Origin of the sequence: Paraburkholderia sp. NMBU_R16 (assembly GCF_013282575.1) — a bacterium.
Classification (GTDB): domain Bacteria; phylum Pseudomonadota; class Gammaproteobacteria; order Burkholderiales; family Burkholderiaceae; genus Trinickia.
This window is the reverse complement of record NZ_JAAAYE010000485.1, coordinates 1-251: the sequence shown is the minus strand read 5'-3', so window position 1 is coordinate 251 and position 251 is coordinate 1. Positions and strand designations below refer to the sequence as shown.

At 66.5% G+C, this 251-nt stretch carries 1 protein-coding gene; it reads right to left on the bottom strand.

Annotation, left to right across the window (positions count from 1 at the left end):
• A partial coding sequence (gene tnpB / locus GWC77_RS30500) for an IS66 family insertion sequence element accessory protein TnpB (protein WP_367949142.1) occupies positions 1–154 on the bottom strand: 154 nt, incomplete at its 3' end.
• Between the last annotated feature and the right edge of the window lie 97 nt (positions 155–251).

Sequence of the window (251 nt, the reverse complement as noted above, 5' to 3'; positions counted from 1 at the left end):
CCTTCATCCGCGTCGAGTTCTTGTTGGCGAACAAGTACGCGTGATGAGGGCGCGCCGAGCCGAAGACCTTGACGACACGCGCGAGGATCGTCTCCGTGCCGGCGCGCATATCCAGCGGTTCGGTCGCCAGCCAAATCGCCTCGATGCGAATCACCGCAGCCAGCCTTGCAGCCACGCGCCGCACTCGCTGGCGGCCGACAACGGCCAACGCACCGTGATCGTCGTCGCCCCACGGCGCACTTCCACCTCGA